This window comes from Candidatus Poriferisodalis sp., assembly GCF_965198245.1.
GTDB lineage: Bacteria > Actinomycetota > Acidimicrobiia > Acidimicrobiales > Poriferisodalaceae > Poriferisodalis.
In genome coordinates this window covers 3,383,955-3,401,712 of sequence record NZ_OZ240249.1, presented here as the reverse complement: position 1 = coordinate 3,401,712, position 17,758 = coordinate 3,383,955, and the positions used below count along the sequence as shown (strand labels likewise).

Here is a 17,758-nt window from a genome sequence, read left to right as displayed (position 1 = left end):
GGGGAGTCCGGCACGTCGGGGCTGACGCGACCGGGGCCCGCCCGGCCCGCCGCCGGACCGTCAGCCTCAGGCGCGGCACACGACGGCAGGTGATCGCGGCGCTGGTCGTGCTGGTCGCCGCGGCCGCAGCCGTGACGACCCTGCCGAACTACATCGCAGCAGCACAGACGCTCGCAGCGCCCGCCATCGACCATGTCGTGGCCGGTGAAGCAGCACTGAGCGTCGTGTGGAGCGCTCCCGACGGCGTCGATACCGCTGACATCGTCGAGTACGACGTGCGCTACATCGAGACCAGCGCCACTGACAAGTCCGATGTCAAGTGGAAGGTCGTCGACGCGGCTTGGACTGCTGCGGAGGCCGGATCCGATTCCGGCGGCCTGCACGCCATCGTGAGCGGCCTGGCGAACGACACGTCCTACGACATAGGGGTGCGTGCGGAGACCACGGTGGAGGGGAGCTGGTCGGCGACTGTGACCGGCACACCCGCGGAAGCCGCCGCGACCCTCGAAGACGCCACGCCGATCGTCATGGACGTGCCGGTAGCGGCCGCGATCGACAGCACAGACGACGAGGACTATTTCACCTTCACGCCGCCGCTGAACAGCAAGTACGTGGTGCTCACCGAGGGTGGCCTCGACACCGCCGGCACGCTGTACGCCATCGGCAGCGGCCGCCCGCTCGAAGCGAGCGGTGACGCAAGGCTGCCGCCCAACGGACGGGCGATGCTGCTGATCGCGGACGCCGCGCTGGTGCAGTCCGAGCAGGAATCGGGAGAGATCGCCGTCGCGGTCCGCGGCCAGCGTGCCGCCACGGGCGCCTACACACTGCTGGTGCGCTCGATAGCGGACCCCTCGAGCAGCGCGGATGCGCTGAGCCTCCAGCTGGGACCGCCCGTTCTCGGCATGCTGCACAACTGGGACGACGAGGACTGGTACCGGCTGGTGCTCACCGAGCAGTCCGACGTCTTCATCCGCGGCGGGGGCGTGCTGGATTCGGCGGCGGGAACAGACGACTACGACATCGACCTCCTGCACGGCTTTGACACCAAGGTCCGGATACTGGACTCGGACGGAAATCAAGTGGCCGCCAACGACGACGGAGACCTGTTCCCTCGCTACGGGTTCGCCGTGAAGGAGACGCTCGACGCCGGCACCTATTCCGTCGTCGTCGAACCGGTCGTCTCCGGCATCATCACAGGGATCCTGTCGGTGCTGGGAGTGACCGGGTTCGGGCGCGGCTGGTACACGATTCAGGCCGATGTCGCGCCGACGCCCGGCACCACCGATGCCACTGCCGGCACGCTGCACGTCGGGAGCGGCAGCGGCGGGACCCTGGATTCGGCCACCGATGTGCACTACTACACCTTCACGCTGGACGATCCGGCGAGCATGCAGCTGCGCGTCATCGGCAAGCCCTTCTTCGACGTGGAACTGCAGCATTCTGACGGCACCGCGGTCGACGTCCCGCATTACATGCTCGGACGCCCGACGCACCTGGTGGGCAGGGATGCAACCATCCGGGGCCACCTCGACGCAGGCACGTACCTGGTGCGGATCGAGGCCGAGACCACCGACAGCGGCCATCTCGTGCAGGGCGACTATCTCATGCACCTCACGCACGGGTTCGAGTACGAGTACTTCATGCCGTACTGCGGCGATCCGCCCGCAGGCATCGAGGATCCGGCGTTCGGATGCCAATGGCACCTCTCCAACACGGGGCAGTTCGGTGCGACGGCGGGCGAGGACATCAACCTCGGCTCGGTCTGGGACACCAACAAGGGAGACGGCATCAACATCGCTGTCGTGGACGACGGCTTCGACTACCTCCACGACGACCTGAGCGACAACGTGGTGCTCGCCAGCAATCACAGCTACTTCGCACCGGACGGGGACATCTTGGCCGTCGACGCGCAGCACGGGACGGCGGTGGCCGGTCTCATCGCAGCAAGCGACAACAGCCGCGGCGTGCGCGGCGTGGCGCCGAGAGCGTCGATCTACGGCTACGACCTGCTCGCCGACCGGCTCGGCAGCGACACGGCCATGGCCGAGCACCTGCGGTCGGCGGACGCGATGAGACGCAATCACGAGACGACCTCGGTGTCGAACAACTCCTGGGGATCGGTGAGCGGACCCGGTCCGCGGCGCGCGAGCAGCGTCTGGAGACAGGCGGTCATCCATGCGCTCATCAACGGTGACGGCGGCCGGGGCGTGGTGTACGTGTGGTCCGCAGGCAACTCGCGAGACGAAGGCGGGTGGGGCCCGCTGGACGAGTACAAGACCCACTACGGACCGGTCGTGGTGTGCAGCGTCGACCTTGACGGCACGTCGTCGATCTATTCGGTCCATGGCCCGAATCTGTGGGTGTGCGCCCCCAGCGACTCGGGTGACGGCGACGTCGGCATCACGACCACCGCGCGCTACAACGGCTACATCGACGGCTTCGGCGGGACCAGCGCCGCTGCGCCGATCGTCTCGGGGGTCGTGGCGCTCATCCGTGCGGCGAACCGAGCCTTGACCTGGCGTGACGTGAAACTCATCTTGGCGGCGTCGGCGCGCCAGAACGATCCCGCCGATGCGGGCTGGCAGGCAGGTGCGCCGCGCTACGACGGCGACACCGGCCTGTACAGCTTCAACGAGCAGTACGGCTTCGGCGTCGTCGACGCGTCGGCGGCCGTCGAGATAGCGCAGGATTGGACCAACGTGCCCGCCATGGTGACCGCAGAATGGGGCTACTCGGGCGGCACCAAGAATCTCGGACAGTCCAGCGCCGCCAACCCGGCCGACACCAGCGTCGAGATCTCGACCGAGATGGACTTCGTGGAATACGTCGAAGTCGACGTGGACGCCAACGCCCTGCGGTTCCGCGACCTGCGCATGCAGCTCATCTCGCCCGCCGGCACCGTGTCCGACCTGTCCGTGCCGAACAACACCGATTGCAACCTGTTCTCCTGCTCGCTGTCGGGCCGCTTCAACTTCGGCACCGCCAAGCACCTCGGTGAGGACCCGAACGGGCGCTGGACGCTGCGGTTCATCGACGAGCTGAGGGGCCGAGGGACAAAACAGTTGAAGAGCTGGAGGCTGAGGCTGTACGGGCACCGGCACGGACCCACGGCGACGCAGATGGACTCGGTCACGCCCGGCGCCACGTCGCTCACGGTGGCATGGACAGCCCCCGACGACAGCGGCGCGCGCCCTCTCAGCGGCTATGACGTGAGGCACGTTCGCAGCGATGCCGCCGACAAGTCGGACTCGCAGTGGACCGTCATCTCCGGCGCAGGCACCGACAGCGACAGCAGCTACACGATCTCGGGCCTGATGCACGGCGTGCGCTATGACGTGCAGGTGCGAGCGGTCAACAGCCGCAATGGGGGGCCGTGGTCGGTGATCGCTCGGGGCGTGCCAGGCACCACCGACAGCGAGCCGTTCTTCGTGGACGGCGCGGCGGCACGGCGTGAGATCGCCGAGCTCTCCGCGGACGGCGCCTCGGTCGGCGCCCCGATTGCGGCCCGTGACGCAGAGGGCGACACGATGACCTATGCACTCAGCGGCACGGACGCGTCCTCGTTCGAGATCGACGGCGACGGGCAGCTCCTGCTGCGAACCGCCTTGGACTACGAGACGCGCCGTTCCTACGACGTGACCGTCTCGGTCCACGACGGCAAGGACGGCAACGGCGCCGCGGACACGACCGCTGATGTGAGCATCGACGTGGACGTGGGGGTGCTCGACGTCAACGAAGCACCGACCATCACCGGCGACATGTCGCTGACCCGGACCGAATTCCAGTTCGGCGAGTTCGGGAGCTGGCAGGCGAGCGATCCCGAACGCGACGATGTCGAGCAGTGGTCGCTGAAAGGACCCGACGGCGCGCAGTTCTCGTGGGAGCAGGACGCCAACGATGCGAACCGCGGCCAGATCCGGTTCCGTGCACTGCGCGACTTCGAGGAGCCTCAAGACGTCGGGCGCAACAATGTCTACGACGTGACGATCGTCGCCAGCGACGGCGAGGCCCGTGGAACCTTCGACGTGCAGGTCACCGTCACCGACATCGACGAGGATCTCGTCGTGGACGGCCCGACCGATCCCATGCCCGCCGAGGAGACGACCGAGCCGATCGGCACCTACACCGTCACCGACCCGCTCGGCTCGCTCTACTCCAATGTCCCGATCACCTTCGAGCTCAGCGGGCCGGATGCGTCACGCGTCGAGCTCGCTTCGAGGAACAGCAGCACGCGCATGCTCAGCTTCGTCGAGGTTCCCGACCACGAGCAGCCTGCCGATGCCGACGGCGACAACGTCTACGAGGTGGTGCTCACCGTCGCCAGGAGTCGGGCCTCGGGGCCGCGCGAGACGGTCGTGAACCTCAGCATCACCGTGGTCGCCGTGAATGAGCCGCCGCAGATCAGCGGACCCGCTGCGGTCGACGTGGTGGAGAACCGCGGCGGGACGGTCGCCTCCTTCGCCGCCAACGATCCTGAGAGCGGCGAGTCGGTGACCTGGTCGCTGTCAGGCCGCGACCGCTCGTTGTTCTCGATCGACGCATCGGGACGTCTGTCGTTCGACAGCCCGCCCGACCACGAGGCCGGCCGCGGCGACACCTACAGGGTCACCGTGAACGCCGCCGACGAGACGCTGTCGGACTCCCAAGCAGTGACGGTGACGGTGACCGACGAGAACGAGCCGCCCCGGATCACCGGACCGCCGACGGTCAACGTGGTGGAGAACCGCAGCGGGACAGTCGCCTTCTTCGCCGCCAACGATCCCGAGAGCGGCGAGTCGGTGACCTGGTCGCTGTCGGGCCCCGACGGCTCGTTGTTCTCGATCGACGCAGCGGGACGCCTGTCGTTCGACAGCCCGCCTGACCACGAGGCCCGCCGCGGCACTACCTACTACGTCACGGTGCGTGCCGCGGACAGCATGCAGCTCACCGACTCGCGTTCGGTGACCGTGACAGTGACCAACATCGACGAGATGCCCGTCATCACCTCGGGGCCGGCGAGCGTGACGGTCACCGAGGGCCCTGTCGGCAGTCTCGCCGCATACGAGGCGTCCGACCCCGACGTTGCGGACACGGTGTCGTGGACGCTGACCGGAAACGACCATGGCGCTCTTCGGATCGGCCGCGACACCGGCGTGTTGGAATTCGTGAACGAACCCGACTTCGAGCAGCCCGCCGACGCTGACCGGAACAGCATCTACCAAGTCACGGTGAATGCCACGGGCGGCAGCAAGTTGGCGACGCTGGCTGTAACCGTGACGGTGAACAACGCCGACGAGCCGGGCAGGCTGATTCCCTCGTCGGAGCAGCCGCAGGACTCCACGATGCTGGTGATGATGCTCAGCGACCCCGATGGCGTGGTGGGCGGGGCCGCCTGGCTGTGGGAGCTGTCCGCCGACTCGGCGACATGGACGCCGATCAGCGGCAACACGACATCGTCGTACACGCCGCAGCAGCCTGCCGACATCGGGCAGTACCTGCGCGTCACGGCCACCTATCGGGACCGCCACGGCCACGGCAAGTCGGTCAGCATCGTGCTGGCCAACCCCGTGAGGCTCGCGCCCGATGTCAACCACGCTCCGGGCTTTCCGGCCACCGAGACCGGCACCCGGACTGTTGCCGAGGACGCCGCGGTGGGCGCCAGCCTGGGCGCGCCGGTCGCTGCGATCGACGTCGACGCCGATGTGCTCGGCTACACGCTGAGCGGCTCGGATGCATCGGCATTCGAGATCGACGCCACAAGCGGTCAGATCCGCATTCGTGCGGGGCTGGACTACGAGACGAAGCAGACGCATCGGGTCTCGGTGACCGCAGCGGACCCGTCGGGGGAGCGGGCGACGCAGCCGGTGGTGATCACCGTCGAGGACGTGAACGAGCCGCCGCTGCTCGGCGGGCCGGTTGCGGTGAACTACGGCGAGCATCGCAGCGACCCAGTCGCGTCGTTCTCAGCGCGCGACCCCGAAGGCGAGACGATCTTGTGGTCGCTGGAGGGGCCCGACAGCACGGCGTTCGACATCGACGAGTCCGGCGTGGTGCGCTTCGGCGGTCCGCCGGACTACGAGCCGCCCGATTACGAGTCTCCTGCTGACGTCGGCGGCGACGGCGCCTACGAGATTGTGGTGGTGGCCGACGACGGCGTGAGAGCGGCTCGGCACAGCGTGCATGTGACGGTGACAGACACCAACGAGCAGCCGATGATCAGCGGCCCTGCGGCTGCGCTGTACGTGGAAGGGGACACGGGAGTCGTGGCGGACTACAGCGCGTCGGATCCCGAGGGCGTGCCGGTGACGTGGTCGCTTGGGGGGCGGGACCGGGAAGCCTTCGAGATTGACGCCGACGGTTCGGTTCGCTTCAAGACGCCGCCCGATTTCGAGCAGCCTGCGGACATCGGTCGCGCCAACGACTACGAGCTGGAGATCCGTGCGTTTGACGGGCAGACGACCGTGACGGCGGATCTCGTGGTCACGGTGTCCGACGTGGATGAGCCCGGAGTGGTGGAGCTGACCCCTGCGGTGCCGCGTGCAGGCTCGACGGTGAGTGCCGCACTGGCTGAGCCTGACGGTGGGCTGCGCGACCAAGTGTGGGTGTGGGAGCGCTCGTCGGCCGGTGCGGGATGGGAACGGATCGACGGTGCCAGCGGGTCGAGCTATGTGCCCTCGACGCAGGACATCGGCTTCAGGCTGCGAGTGACGTTGAGCTATGCCGATGTGCACGGCGGGGTCAAGACGCTGACAGCGGAGTCGTCGGGTGCGGTGCAGGTGAGGAGGGCGAGCAGTGCGGGCCCGGGCGGGAGGACTGTGGGTGGCGGCGGTTCTGGTGGCGGCGGTTCTGGTGGCGGCGAGCTGGATGTGGGTGTGGCGACGCTGGTGGTGGCCAATGGCTGGTCGCCTGCGGATGTGGGTGTGGCGTCGGTGCTGGCGGCACGCACTGATGGCGCGGCGGTGGTCTACACGGCGGGCGAGGAGCTGTCAGAGGAGACGAGGGCGCTTTTGCGGGAGGCCTCGCCCGCTGAGGCGATCATCGTGGGCGGGACAGCGGCGGTATCGCGTGATGTCCGGACCCAGATCCGTTCTGCGTCGCCTGATTCGGGCACGTCGCGAGTCTTTGGCGCGGATCGTGCCGACACTGCGGCAGGCGTGGCGCGGCGCATCCTGGGCAATCCTTCGGGAGCGGGCCGGGTGACGCTGATCGTCGCAAGTGGCTGGTCTCCGCCCGACATCGGTGCCGCAGCAGCGCTTGCTGCGCGCAGCGGGCGGGCCGCAGTTCTGTACACCCAGGCAGGCAAGCTGCCTGAAGCGTCTGCGGCGTTGCTGCGCGACTACGAGGTGGCGCGGGTGATCCTGGTCGGGGGTACCGCTGTGATCGACAACAGCGTGCAGGACGCGATCGCGGACGCGGCGAGCGCCGCCAGCATCTCGCGTCTCACGGGCGCTGACCGTGTCGGCACCGCTGCGCAGGCAGCGCGGCGCGTGCTGGGCAATCCCGCCGCCGCGCCCGACGGCATCACCCTGGTGATCGCAAACGGCTGGTCTCCGCCTGATGTCGGCGTGGCGGCAGCACTGGCAGCAGCTAGCGAGAATGCCGCAGTCGCTTACACATCGCAAGGCATGTTGCCGGAGGCCACGGCTGCGCTGATACGCGACTACCGGCCGAGCCAGGTCATCATCGTGGGCGGCCGTGCAGCAGTCGCCGACGACGTACGAGCAGCCACCACCGAAACAGCTCTCAGCAGCGCCGACGTGCGGCGCATTGCCGGCCAGACCCGAACCGACACCGCCGCGCGAGCAGCGCGGCGCATCCTCGCAAGTTCCTGACCATCGGTTGGTGCTCACCGGCGGGCCTTCGCGGAGGCCCGCAAGGAAAGCACTCCTAGAAACGATTGTTCGTCTAGTCTGTCGCGATGGCAGTGCAGCTTCAAGATGTCAAGCGTGCGGTGGACCTCGGGCACGATGAACGGCTGCTGCCCGTCGCCGACGAGCTGGCGCCGCTGCTGACACAACCAGGCCTCGTGCGGGGGTCGGTGCTGGCCGCTCAGGGGCCGGGAGCATTGACCTTGGCAACGGCTTTCGCGGCGGAGGTCTTGCGCACGGGCGGATGGGTGACCGCGGTGGGCCTGGGACGGATGGGCGTCTCGGCAGTGGCAGAACGGGGGGCGTCGCTGGACCGGTGGGTGTTCGTGGACGAGCCCGGCGATGTCGCAGCCGAGGTGCTGAACGCCCTGATCGGCAACGTCGATGTGATCCTGCTGGCTGCCGGTGTGCGGCTGGCAGACGCACACAGCCGGCGCCTGCGTGCCCGCCTGCGGGAGCGGGGGACCGTGGTGATCGAGGTCGCCGAGGGGCATGCCCGTGGGGTCGGCGCATTCAGCCCAGCCGGCCCTCGTGGGGTCGGCGCATTCAGCCCAGACGTGACCCTGACGGTGGAACGTGCGGCGTGGACCGGTCTCGGGCACGGGCACGGTCGGCTGCGCGAACGTCGGGCCGAGGTGGTCGCAGTGGGCCGCGGTGCGGCGTCGCTGCCGCGGCGGGCTGTCCTGTGGCTGCCCGATGCCACCGGACGCATTGCCCCCGTCTGTGGTGCCATTGACACTGTCTCCTGGCCTGCCTCTTCCTGGCCTGCCCCGGCCGATTCCTCCCAGGCCGGCATCTCAGCGGCCGGCATCTCCGAAACCGACTCCGATGTCGTCGTCCCCTTGCAGCGCCGTGCGGGATAGCCGAGACAACCCGGGCAGCCCTGTCGGCATCCCACCGCGGATGCTGGTGGTGGAGGTCGAGCACTGGTCTGCGATCGCAGCGGGACTCGATCCGGCCACGCCTGCAGCGGTGGTGTCTGCCGGGCGGATCACCGCGCTGACGCCCGCTGCCGCCGCGGCCGGGGTCCGCACGGAAATGCGCCGCCGCCAAGCCCAATCCGAATGTCCCGCCTTGGAGCTCGTCGAACACGATCCTGATCTCGACGCTCGACGCTTCGCTCCCGTAGTCACTGCGCTGGAAGACCTGACGCCAAGAGTCGAAGTGCTGGCACCTGGATGCTGCGTCGTCGCCACTCGAGGCCCATCGCGCTACTACGGCGGCGACGAGGCCTTGGCCGAGCTGGTGCGCCAGACCGCCGCCGGGGTGCTGGTCGATGCACAGACTGACGTACCTGCCAACACAACCATCCGTGTCGGCATCGCTGACGGCCTGTTCGCCGCCGGTCTTGCCGCCCGGTTGGCATCGGCCCGAGATCCATCGACGCAGGTGATGGTGGTGCCTGTGGGCGCCAGTGCAGCCTTCCTCAGCCGGCTGTCGCAGCGAACACTGGCCGGAGCGTTCTCGCCGCTGGGAGACGACCCTGACGCAGCCGCCGACTTCACCGATGTGCTCAGGCGGCTGGGCTTGCGCACCTTGGGCGACGTGGCGGCCCTGCCAACCGCCGACCTCATCGGCAGGTTCGGCACGCAGGGCGAGTGGGCGCACCGGCTGGCCAGCGGGCGTGATTTCCGGCTGAGCCAACCTGCCGCTGCGGGGCCCGAGCTCAGCGTCGAAACCGAGATCGATCCGCCAGCGGACCGGCTCGACACGGTGGCATTCATGGCGAAGTCCCTGGCAGATCAGCTCGATGCCCAGCTGACCCGGCTCGGCCAAGCGCTGGTGTGCGTGGAGATCAGCGCCGAGACCGAGCACGGCGAGACTTCCAGCAGGCGGTGGTGTCACGGGTTCCGTTTCAGCCCGCCCGATATGGTCGACCGTGTGCGCTGGCAGCTCGATGGCTGGCGCAGCGACAATCGCAGCCGACCCAGCGGCCGTATCTCGCTCATCGGGCTGGCAGTGGCCGAGACAGCTCCCGATGAAGGACGCCAGCTCGGCTTCTGGGGCGGTCAGTCCGAGGCTGACGAGCGGGCCGAGCGAGCTATGGGCCGGGTACAGGCGCTGGTGGGCTTCGACGGGGTCACCGTGGGCCGCCTGGGCTCCGGCCGCCGCTTTGCCGATCTCGAACAGCGCCTCCCGTTCGGCACCACTGGCCAAGCCGACTCAAGCACAGCTGGCGCATCGAACACAGCTGGCCCTCGTGGGGCCGGCGCATCAAACACAGCGCCCCCGTGGCCGGGACGGCTGGGTGTACCGGCCCCTGCTGAAGTGCTGGCTGAACCCGAGCCGCTCGCGGTGCTCGATGCGAACGGCGAGCCGGTGGGCGTGAGCGGCAGGGCGCAGGTCAGCGCACCTCCCGCCGTGCTGCGCCGAGCCGATGGGTGCGCCAGCGCCGTCACAGCATGGGCAGGACCCTGGCCGCTGGACGAACGCTGGTGGAGCTCCCGATCACGACGCCAGGCGCGGTTCCAACTCGTGCTCGACGACGGCACCGCCCATCTCTGCGCTGTCGAGGGCGGCCGCTGGCAGCGCGAAGCCACCTACGACTGAGCGGGCTGGGCGACCTGCGGTTTGCGTGCTGCACGCGCGTAAATGCGTCCACCATTACAAACGGAATCGAGCGGCAATGATAACTTGGGGTGGAACCTAAACATGTAGGTCAGACGTGGTGCAACATGTTATCCCCCCGAATAATCGGTCAGATATACGTCGTGTCATGTCACCCCCTGTGAATATCCTGTGGCGCGTGGCTCCCGCAGAGCCGGGCGATGCGGCGTGACAATCGCCGCCACTCTCGACACAGGAACCGTGCAATGTCCACACTGACGATCGCTGGCCGCACCTTGGATGAACTGCCCACCTACGCGGCAGACCCCAACGAGATCGAGGTCGTTCATCTCACCGACGACGATGTGGGCAAGCTCGTGAGCGATGCCCTTGACGCCGCTGGCTGCACACGGGAGGAACTTGATCAGCAGGCCGCGTGTGGCGAGTTCATGAGTGAGCTTGCCCGACGCATGTGGTTCCTCGTCTCATCCTTTGACCCGCCCGCAGGGTGACCTTGAGCGGCAGGCCCGCGACTTCGCTGCGGAGATCACGGGGCTGCTGAACAAGACGGTCACACATGGAATCCGCTTGTCGTCCAAGATGGATCGGCATGGAAGCGCAATCATCCGCTACTGGGGCAATAGTCCGAACGGTCTGGACGATCTCATCCCGCTTACGATTTCCCAGAAACCGGCCCGCCTCGGTCTGCGCATCCTCCACACTCTCACACTCGATGATGAGTCCAAGTACTTGCGGAACACTCAGAGTGCCTATGCGCTCGCCACCGCAGACGGAGAGGCAATTCTCACGTACGACTTCGTGCGGCCAGCCCCGAACGTGTACCCAGAGGCCCACCTGCACATCGACGGCGAATCGGCATCTCTCCAACGTCTGCTCGACCTGTCCGGCCAGACAGAAAGGACTGCCCGGCGACTCCACCTTCCAGTCGGCGGACGGCGTTTTCGGCCGTGCCTTGAAGACATCATCGAATTCTGCGTGTCCGAAGGTCTCGTTGATTACCACGCGGGATGGGAAGACGTGCTCAGCGAGGCACGGAGCCGTTTCCACCTTCGCCAACTGAAAGCTGCGGTACGACGTTGCCCCGAAGCAGCCGCTGAAGCACTCCAAGAGGCGGGCTGGGGCTAGCTGTCCGTACGCTGCGATGAGGACGCTGCGGGTCCTACTCTCTGTCGTGACGCCGTCGGGGGAGCCTGACGTACTTTGGTGACCCGGGTTTGGGTCAGTTGCCGTTGGTGGACCAGTGCCAGGGCTCGCTGGGCAGGTTGTACAGGCCATAGGTCTTTGCGTTGGCCTTCAGCCACCTGAATGCTGTCGAGTTGCGGCTGCCGATCGAGCGGCCGTTGTGCCGGAAGTCGATGGCGAGGCCGCGCTCGTGCATGGATCGACCGGGCCGGGCAGTGGGCGGGCGGCACTGGTAGGCCGGTTTCTGGTAGATCGCCCACTGGCTTGTGCCGCAGTGCGCCCGGCGCAGTGCGATCTGCGAGGCCGCGCTGCGATAGCCGCCGCCGGTCAGCCTGACCCCGTCGCGGGCAGCGTGCTCCAGCAGGTCCTGCACCTTGTTGGCGATCGACACGTGCACTCGGATGCCGCCCACCCAAGCGAGATCGCTGGCAGGAATGTTGTTGCTGGTGGGCTGCCCGACGGTGCCTTCGAGCTCCCGGCGCCTCCGCTCCTCCGCTTCGCGCCGACGTCGTTCCTCTTCTGCCTTGCGACGTTTCAGCTCCGACTCGATGCGCCTTTGCTCGGAGATGGCACTGGCGACACGGTCGGCCGTCTCGGCGACGTCTGCAGCAGCGGCATCGTTCCATTCTTGCAGCGCCTGCTGCTCGTACAGCAAGTTCTCGAACTCGTGCTCGAGTTGCGCGAGCATGATCGCCTCTAGTTCCACGACGTCGAGCAGATCCTCCAGCGCCCGTTCGGACTCCACGCGGCGGATGTCTCGAAGTTCCTCGGCGCGCTGGAATTCGCGCACCGCCAGCTCTGCATCGATCGTGAGCGCCCGCAACTGGTCAGCGGTCTCGTTCAGGTCGCCAAGCGCCGCGCCGATCAGCACGCGGATGCGGGCGGCGTCGTAAATGTCACCGGTGCGCACCAAGCCGTAGGAACCCTCGACCGAAGCGTCGTGCCCGATATAGGTCTGCACGATGAGGTCGATGACGCGCTGGCCCAGCTCGTCGTGCTGGGCATCGAGCGAGATGACCCGCCCGACCGCAGCCTCCACCGACGCCTCGGCAGCAGCGAGGGCCAACTCGGCCCGGTCGAGATCGGCCCGCTGCTCGTTCACCAGCAGCTTCAGCTGGTCGAAGGCCTCCAGGATCTCGTTGACATCAGCCTGCGCCAGGTCGACCTCGCCGATCTTCGCAAGCAGCTCCGCCTGGGCCTCATCGCGGATGCGTCGCTCCTCGGCGAGTTGAGCTTCCAGCTCCTTCTGCTGCTGTTCCAGCTGCTCCTGGCGCTTCTTCAGCTCAGCGTCAGAGGGCTGGGACTGCGCTCCAGTACCGGCGATCGGCACGACGCTCACCACGAGGGCAAACGCGATTGCCACGACGAAGCGGCGTGACGCACCTCGGTGTGCAACCTTTCGGCGTGCCGATTGCGGGGGCGATTGCCGCCGTGAACCTCGCACCGGGGCGCGTCCTCGCTGAAGCCAGCCTGGGGCTGGCGACGTCGTCTGCCTGCGGTCGCCCGTGGTCATCGCACGCGACGACCGCGACCTTCGGCCCAAGGTACCGATGACCTGTCGGCTGTGGGTGTCGCCCTTCGAGATTCTCAGCCGCTTCTCACCACTGTCTTGGCAATGCTGTGGCTCATGGGCTGAGCAAACGAGTCCAGACCGGGCTGAGCGGGACTACTCGTCGATCACTCGATTGCGCAGAACGCCGATTCCGGGGACCTCGAAGGTGATCTCGTCTCCCGCAACCAGCCAGCGCGGCGGCTCGTGCGACCCGCCGGTGCCTTCGGGTGAGCCTGTGGCAATGACGTCGCCAGGTTCGAGCGGCATCACCCTTGACATGTAAGCGATGATCTCGGCGACCGAGAAGATCATTTCGCTGACGCCGGCCCGCTGTCGTTCCTCGCCGTTCACACGGCAGATGACTTCCAGCGCCGCAGGGTCGGCGATCTCGTCAGGGGTGGTGATCCACGGACCCATGGAACCGGAGCGGAAGAAGTTCTTGCCTGCCGCCACGCTGTGGCGCTGCCAGTCGCGCACCGAGCCGTCATTCAGCACCGAGTAGCCACCGACGTGGTCGAGCGCGTCAACGATGTCGATGTGACGGCCCGCCCGACCGATGATCACCGCCAGCTCCACCTCGTAGTCGAACTGGATCGACACCGACGGCCTGACGAGATTGTCGCCGTGGGCGACGAGGGTGCCGGGAGGCTTGTTGAAGTAGACCGGCTGCGCCGGGGCCTGCACGTTGCCGCCCAGCGGGTACTTCTTGTGATAGTTCGCCCCGGCACACAACATGCGGGCGCCGGGATCGATCGGGACGGCGAACGTGATGTCGTCCCAGGCGTGACCGACTGGTGCCTGTGTGAGAGCTGCCGGATCAGTCAGGGCGGCGGCGACCGCCTCTCCGATGGTGGTGATCGGCTCACCGCCCGCTTCGAGGCCGTCGAGTCGCGCTACGCCATCGGCGGTCGCCAGGCCAATGCGGGTGGAGCTTTCCTCGCCAATCCTGTAGCGCAGCAATCTCACGGCGCGTCACCGTAGTTGTTGGCTGCGCCGAAATCGGGGTCGTCGAACGTGGCGGCGGCCCCCAGCAAGACTCAGTCGGTCGCCGTCCGGCGCAGCGGTTCGCCGCCGGCCGCCCGGATCGTGGTTTCGAAGCCGTCGAGGTCGGATCCGCTCACGTGTCCGATCCAAGGCTCGCCGACGCCCGTGTTGTCCACCGGCGGCTCGACGGTGACTTCCACCCGCGGGCTGTCCGTGCGCAGCACCAAGGTGGCGTCGGTACCGGTCTGCCAGCGGGCGACGATGACGGCCCGGCGGAAGCTGATGTCGGCCAGAACGAGCCCCTCGTCGGTGGCCGCCAGCAGGCGTAGCACGTTGAACAGCAGTTGGTGAGCGACCACCGCGGCCACAATCAGCAACCAGCCGATGCCCCATGAAATCGCCAGGGCAGCGCCCACGGCGAAACCGGCAACTCGGACGGTCATGACGCGCCGGTGTGCCCGGGCGGTCTCGGCATCGGTGACCACCACCGCGCTGCGCACCCTCACGCCGGCCTCGCCGAGCAGCTCCACTGCTCGGGCGAGCGCCCGCTCTGGGGGACTCACGGCAGTTCCAGCGGCAGGTCGCCGAGGGGGATCAGGCCGCCGGCATCAGCGATCTGCTGGGCGATGGCCAGCAAGATCTGCTCATTGCCGTGCCCGGCATGCAGCTGCACTCCCAGCGGCAGGCCGTCGGGGTCATGTGCAGTCGGCAGCGAGATGGCCGGCTGCCCGCTCACGTTCGCCTGGTTCACGAATGGCGCCAGGTCAGCGATGCGCCGGGCGCCGTCGAGCGGATCGGACAGGTAGCCGAGCGGCGGTGTGACATCAGCCAGCACGGGCGTGAGCAGCAGGTCCCAGCGATCGTGGCCCGGCGTCCCCGGTCGGCCGAACGGGCTGGGCTCCCAGAACGACATGACGCGCCTGCGCCAGCGGGCGAGCTCTTCGAGTGCCTGCACATAGGCGGAGGCGGGCAGCGACCTGCCCAGTTCGGCCGACCACCAATTGGCCGGCTCGATGTCGTCGGGGGTCATCGGGCGGCCGAGCCGTTCTGCCCACCCAGCAACCTCAGCGGCCATGCCGACGGTGCGCACCACGATCATCTGGTCCGCGATGTCAGGGCTGAACCAGCCGTCCGGCGCCGTGTCGGTCTCGATGCGATGGCCCAATCCGTCCAGCAGGCTTGCGACCTGCTCGGTGGCCCGCCGCACCGGTTCGCTCGCACGGTTCGGGATTCCTGTTGACACTGCGATGCGCAGCCGCGGCAACGGGGTCACCAGTGCGTCGGCGAAGGACGCACCCGGCTCCAGCGGGGGGGCGACATATGGATCCCCGGGTGCCGGGCGGCTGATGACATCGAGGCACCGCGCAGCGTCGCGCACCGTACGGGTGAGCATCCCGTCGACGGCGAAGCCGCCGCGGTGCTCGCCGAGACGTGGTGCGGTCGACACCCGTCCTCTGGTGGGCTTCAATCCCACGAGGCCGCATGCCGCGGCGGGAACACGGATCGAGCCGCCGCCGTCGTTGCCGTGCGCGACCGGCACGATGCCCGCTGCCACGGCGGCCGCCGAGCCGCCGCTGGAACCGCCCGGCGAGCGGGTCAGATCCCACGGGTTCGCCGTCGGGCCATAGGCGGCCGGCTCGGTGGTGATCGTGGTGCCGAACTCTGGCGTGTTCGTGCGCCCCACTGAGATCATGCCTGCGTCGCGCAGCAGCCGGTACAGGTGGCTGTCGAGCGTGCCGCGCCACTCCAGGTCGACGAGGAATCGTGCCCCGGCGTGATGGAATTCGCCCGCTTGCTCGCAGCCGAGGTCCTTGACTGCCATGGGCACGCCGTCGAGCGGCATGTCACCGTGATCGCTGGAAGCATCGCGCCGTTTCGCCCAGCGATGCGACGCCTCGGCAGCTTCGGCCAGCGCCCGCTCGGGCCTCGGATGGATCACTGCGTTCAAGGCGGGATTCAGCCGCTCCAGCCGGTCGAGCGCAGCCTGCGTCGCCTCGACCGGATCTGTGTTGCCAGCTGCGAATGCCGCTGCCAGCGCCGTGGCGTCGTGGTCGCGGCGATCAGCAGGCATGTTGGCTGCGTCAGCCAGTCCCCGCCCACACGGGCGGGGTGCGGCCCGCCCATGGGGCCGCCAGCTCGAGCTGGCCGGCCAACGACAGCAGCATCTCCTCGCTGGCATGTGGGCCCACGAATTGCACGCCCACCGGCAGGCCGCCCGCAGTCCAACCCAGCGGCACCGACATCGCCGGCTGCCCGGCCACGTTCCACTGCGGCGTGAACTGCAGCAGGTCGTTCAGCCGGCCGCGGCCGGTCTCGGGGTTGCGCAGCTCGCCCAGCCGTGGGGGCGGCTCGGTCATGATCGGCGAGACCAGGACGTCATGGTCGTTCCACCAGTCGGCCAGCCGCCTCGTCCACGCATGACACCACTCGACGGCCGATACGTACTGTGCACCGGTCACCTTCCGGCCGATCTCCATCAGCGCCCAGGTGTCGCCTTCGGTGTCGACACGCGCCATGGGTCGGCCCACGGCGGCTTCGATGCCCGCCAGCATCACCACGTTGCACGCCGAGATGATCGTGCGGAAGTGCTCAAAGAAGTCCTCATGGAACATCTCGTCGGGCGCTGAGTAGTCGACTTGATGGCTGAGGCTTTCGAGCAGGCGCCCGGCGTCTTCGACTGCACCGATGCACTCGGGCTCCACCGGGCCCCAGTCAGAATGTATGCACAGGCCGATCCGCAGTGACGGCGGTTCGCGCCCCGCTGCGGACTCAAACGTGCCCGACGGCGGCGGCGCCCAGTAGGGATCGCCCGGCCACGGCCTGCTGATGCCGTCGAGCACCCGGGCGCTGTCACGCACGCTGCGGCTGACGACGCCGTCGACGCTGAAACCGGCCCAGCCGTCGCCCGAATCGGGCCCCAGCGAGACCCGCCCCCGGTTCGGCTTCAGCCCGAACAGCCCGCAGTTTGCAGCCGGCACGCGAATGGAGCCGCCCCCGTCGTTGGCGTGGGCGATGGGCACGATGCCCCCAGCAACCGCCCCGGCGGACCCGCCGCTGGACCCGCCCGTCGAATGACCGGTGTTCCAGGGGTTGGCGGCGGGGCCGTACGCGAGCGGTTCGGTGGTGATGGTGAGGCCGAACTCGGGCGTGTTCGTCCGTCCGAAGTTCACCAGGCCCAGCTCGGCGAACATGGCGGCGAGGTGAGCGGTGCTCGATGCGGTGTGGCCGGCCTCTTTGAGTGCTGCGTTGCCGGCGTGGTAGGGCTGGCCCTCGGTTGTGCAGGTCAGGTCTTTGGTGAGGAACGGGACACCTGCCAGAGAGCCGTCCGCCTCGCCTGCGTCGCGTGCGGCATCGAGCCGTTCAGCCGCTCGGCGTGCACTGTCGTCGAGTCTCCCGATGATGGCGTTGATCTCGGGGTTCACCCGGTCGGCCCGGGCGATGGCCTCGTCGAGCAATTCGACGGCTGAGGCCTTTCCCGAGGCGAACAGCTCGGCGGTGGCCACGCCGTCGGGCAGGTCTTCGGCTGGTGCGCCAGTGGATGTGCCAGTTGATGCGCCAGTGGGTGAGGTTTGGGCCATGGGCGCAACGTAGTTCGGTTCGGTCTCGGGGTCACGAGGCGCGGTGA

Annotated in this window: 10 protein-coding genes; 5 read left to right on the top strand and 5 right to left on the bottom strand. The window is 68.1% G+C overall.

The genetic code is table 11. The features are described 5' to 3' along the window. The first annotated feature begins 89 nt into the window (after positions 1-89). The 5 genes from ACOCMM_RS15185 (at position 90) to ACOCMM_RS15165 (ending at position 11,540) form a co-directional block, all read left to right on the top strand. Positions 90-7,811 (top strand): cadherin domain-containing protein, encoded by a 7,722-nt coding sequence (locus tag ACOCMM_RS15185; protein ID WP_419553971.1) that lies wholly within the window; start codon positions 90-92, stop codon positions 7,809-7,811. 86 nt (positions 7,812-7,897) lie between these two features. Beyond that, the gene (locus tag ACOCMM_RS15180) at positions 7,898-8,710 is read left to right on the top strand and encodes a hypothetical protein (protein WP_419553970.1); all 813 of its coding nucleotides are present in this window, start codon (positions 7,898-7,900) and stop codon (positions 8,708-8,710) included. Next, positions 8,700-10,397 (top strand): DNA polymerase Y family protein, encoded by a 1,698-nt coding sequence (locus ACOCMM_RS15175; protein ID WP_419553969.1) that lies wholly within the window; start codon positions 8,700-8,702, stop codon positions 10,395-10,397. The genes ACOCMM_RS15180 and ACOCMM_RS15175 overlap by 11 nt, the downstream gene beginning before the upstream one ends. A 263-nt stretch (positions 10,398-10,660) precedes the next feature. Beyond that, positions 10,661-10,906 (top strand): hypothetical protein, encoded by a 246-nt coding sequence (locus tag ACOCMM_RS15170; RefSeq protein WP_419553968.1) that lies wholly within the window; start codon positions 10,661-10,663, stop codon positions 10,904-10,906. Then, positions 10,887-11,540, top strand: a complete 654-nt coding sequence (locus ACOCMM_RS15165; RefSeq protein ID WP_419553967.1) for a hypothetical protein — start codon at positions 10,887-10,889, stop codon at positions 11,538-11,540. Before ACOCMM_RS15170 ends, ACOCMM_RS15165 begins: the two co-directional genes overlap by 20 nt. 94 nt (positions 11,541-11,634) lie before the next feature. Here the strand turns inward: ACOCMM_RS15165 and ACOCMM_RS15160 are convergent, their stop codons facing one another. From ACOCMM_RS15160 to ACOCMM_RS15140, 5 genes are all read right to left on the bottom strand, one after another. Then, positions 11,635-12,960: a D-alanyl-D-alanine carboxypeptidase family protein gene (locus ACOCMM_RS15160; protein ID WP_419553966.1), complete on the bottom strand. Its 1,326-nt coding sequence runs from the start codon at positions 12,958-12,960 to the stop codon at positions 11,635-11,637. Between the two features lie 303 nt (positions 12,961-13,263). Beyond that, on the bottom strand, positions 13,264-14,115 hold the full coding sequence (locus tag ACOCMM_RS15155) for a fumarylacetoacetate hydrolase family protein (RefSeq protein WP_419553965.1): 852 nt from the start codon (positions 14,113-14,115) through the stop codon (positions 13,264-13,266). A 71-nt stretch (positions 14,116-14,186) separates the two neighbouring features. Beyond that, positions 14,187-14,696 carry a hypothetical protein gene (locus tag ACOCMM_RS15150; RefSeq protein WP_419553964.1) on the bottom strand — a complete coding sequence of 170 codons (510 nt, stop codon included), beginning with the start codon at positions 14,694-14,696 and terminating at the stop codon, positions 14,187-14,189. Then, on the bottom strand, positions 14,693-16,204 hold the full coding sequence (locus ACOCMM_RS15145) for an amidase (RefSeq protein ID WP_419553963.1): 1,512 nt from the start codon (positions 16,202-16,204) through the stop codon (positions 14,693-14,695). Before ACOCMM_RS15145 ends, ACOCMM_RS15150 begins: the two co-directional genes overlap by 4 nt. A 10-nt stretch (positions 16,205-16,214) precedes the next feature. Beyond that, a complete protein-coding gene (locus tag ACOCMM_RS15140) occupies positions 16,215-17,711 on the bottom strand; it encodes an amidase (protein WP_419553962.1) in 1,497 nt (498 codons plus the stop codon). Between the last annotated feature and the right edge of the window lie 47 nt (positions 17,712-17,758).